2 protein-coding genes are annotated in these 2,646 nt (G+C 43.3%); one reads left to right on the top strand and one right to left on the bottom strand.

What is annotated here, in order from left to right; genetic code table 11:
* The first annotated feature begins 698 nt into the window (after window positions 1-698).
* Complete coding sequence (locus K4039_RS26530) at window positions 699-2,135, top strand: PepSY domain-containing protein (protein WP_265239493.1); 1,437 nt, start codon at window positions 699-701, stop codon at window positions 2,133-2,135.
* A 121-nt stretch (window positions 2,136-2,256) separates the two neighbouring features.
* Here the strand turns inward: K4039_RS26530 and K4039_RS26525 are convergent, their stop codons facing one another.
* On the bottom strand, window positions 2,257-2,484 hold the full coding sequence (locus K4039_RS26525; protein WP_265239492.1) for an alpha/beta fold hydrolase: 228 nt from the start codon (window positions 2,482-2,484) through the stop codon (window positions 2,257-2,259).
* Window positions 2,485-2,646: the final 162 nt, after the last annotated feature.

Here is a 2,646-nt window from a genome sequence, read left to right as displayed (position 1 = left end):
TCGAAAAGTAGCTAATGGATTTAAAGAAACAATGAAAATTATTTTTGATGAATATCTACCAAAATGGAATTATCGTGCAGTGCCGACTATTTAACCAACGCTAAAGTTATTAAATTTTCATTCCTTACATAATTGCGGGATGATTTTGATTGTTTTGTGGGATGGGCGTCCAAAAGTGGGGAGCATCTCACTTTTGCAGCCAAGCTAGAAATCTAAGTTTTGAGGCAGGAGGGAGGATGCAGGAGGAAAGAGGAAGAAGGAAGGAGCCATAATAAGTGTTTTTACAAATATGAGATGCTCCCAAAAAGTGTGTGTCTAAGTGCAATCAAATTGGCGACAGGAAACCAGAGGAATAGAACTCCAACAGATCTAATCTTTGGCATCCAAATGTTGAGCTAATTTGGGGACTGAATCCTCTACTAGAAGCTATGGCATCACCGCTGAGGGGATGACAACCCTCCTCAAACCCTGATGGAGTAAAGACTTAGCCCACTTATGCTAAATAAAGATAGGCAGCCTTAACTGAACGGTATTGCAATATACTGGTCTTTAGTTACTTTCCCTCTTGAATAAATCTTCATCAGGATTACTGACGGCTAAAAACTTCAGAAGCAGGAACTCTGTTTGACAGCCTGTCTTTTGACATTGTTCATACTTGTGTAGCATAATGGCTTTTCTCGATATTTTAGCAAATGACAATGAGTAAATTGAACAGCGTTTTGAACCCTTCACTGGTTGCTGAACCTCCCATTAATCGTTTTTATCGCACCGTTTGGCGATGGCACTTCTATGCAGGCTTGTTTGTTATTCCTTTCATGCTGATTTTGTCAATCACAGGCATCATTTACCTATTTAAACCGCAATTAGATGTTGCAATGTATCACCAGAATATGTTTGTGCAGCCTGCTGATGTGGTGATGCCTTATACTCAACAGGTGGCAGTTGTTCAACGAACTTATCCTGATGCCAAAGTAACAAAATTTACGCCGAGCGTTGCGTCTAATCGTAGTGCTGAAGTGACGATCGCGACTAAAGATCAAAGAACACTAGCCGTTTTCGTGAATCCTTATACGGCTAAGATTTTAGGCGATCGCGATGAAAATAATAATCTCCAAGCGATCGCACGCAAGATTCACGGCGAACTGATGATCGGAAAATTGGGAGATTATTTAGTAGAGCTTGCTTCTTGTTGGGGACTGATTTTGCTAATTACCGGATTATATTTATGGTGGCCTCGCCGCAAAGTAACTTTTTTAGGAACATTAATTCCGCGTGTGTGGAGCCAGAATAAGCGGGTATTTTGGCGGGACTTACACGCCGTTTCGGGATTTTATGGCGTATTGCTAATTGGCTTCCTCATCCTCAGTGGACTACCCTGGACAGGTTTTTGGGGAGATACCTTCGCTCGTTTGTCGAACTACTACCCTGCACAAATGCGGGATAACGTGCCTCAATCGACAACACTCACAGGCTCCCTCAATCAGCAGGGCAATCAAGTTGTGCCTTGGGCAGTAGAGCAATTACCAATTCCTAAATCGAGTACGCCTAGAGATGAGCATCATTCAGGACACAACGAAGTTATCGGGCGAACTCTTGCTGATACGTCCGTAAATCTAGATTCTGTTGTAAATTTAGCTCAAGCAAAAGGCGCACCCCCTGGATTTAGTGTTAGTTTTCCAGAATCCAAAACGGGTGTGTATACGGTTTCGGCATTTCCAAATAATCCGGCGCAAGAAGTCACTTTGCACATCGATCAATACAGTGGCAAAGTATTAGCAGATGTGCGATGGAAGGATTACGGGTTAGTACCCAAAGTCGTATCAATGGGAATTTCCATTCACATGGGCAAATATTTTGGATTGAGCAATCAACTACTGATGTTGTTTGCAGCCTTAATTTTGATTGTGCTTTCAGTCAGTGGTACGGTGATGTGGTGGCAGCGTCGTCCGAAAGGGACGGGTTGGCTCGGTGCGCCTCCAATGCCCACCCATGTTCAGGGATGGAAAGTGCCACTCGCAATCGTTGCTGTTTTAGGGATTGCCTTCCCGCTTGTAGGACTTTCACTCGTCACCGTTCTGCTGTTGGATTATTTCGTGTTGGCTCGTATTCCTGCCATCAAGCGCATTTTCAGTTAAAGGTGGGAGGGTGACAAAGAGGTCTAGGAACTAGACCGAATCAGTGCGTAGGTTTGGCCTCAAGGGAACGAACCCTCCGTTTCACTCCCCCCAACATTTTCGCTACAATTTTCCTTTTTAGTTAGGAAATTTCAGTGCAGAATGCCCTGACAGCTTCTGCAAACTGCTGGTTATGCTCCATTAATGCCATGTGTCTTCCTTTCTGTATAGTAACTAGCTCTGCTTGAGGTAACTCTGCTTTCATTCGCAGGCTAGTTGGGGGGGTAGTGGCAATATCTGAATCGCCACATATTACCAACACAGGAATGTCAATTGAGCGCAAAGTTTTTGTTTCATCATATTGGAACATTGCCAGCGTACCGCGAGCGAGAACGCCGGGAGAACCCAGGGGGAACGCATCTTATTGAACACTGTTCATCAGTGATGAGTATATTTTAAGATAAATTCACCATTGTTAGAAGCTACAAACACACTTTGTAATGACTTTTAAGAGAAAAGAGGAACTAATTAA

The sequence above is a fragment of the Lyngbya sp. CCAP 1446/10 genome, from assembly GCF_026130175.1.
Taxonomy (GTDB): Bacteria; Cyanobacteriota; Cyanobacteriia; order Cyanobacteriales; family Microcoleaceae; genus Microcoleus.
This window is presented reverse-complemented; position numbering and strand designations above follow the sequence as displayed.

Bases quoted from the DNA above. Each gene is read 5' to 3' on its own strand.
- K4039_RS26530 (WP_265239493.1), top strand. From the start codon at position 699: ATGAGTAAATTGAACAGCGTTTTGAACCCTTCACTGGTTGCTGAACCT.
- K4039_RS26525 (WP_265239492.1), bottom strand. From the start codon at position 2,484: ATGTTCCAATATGATGAAACAAAAACTTTGCGCTCAATTGACATTCCT.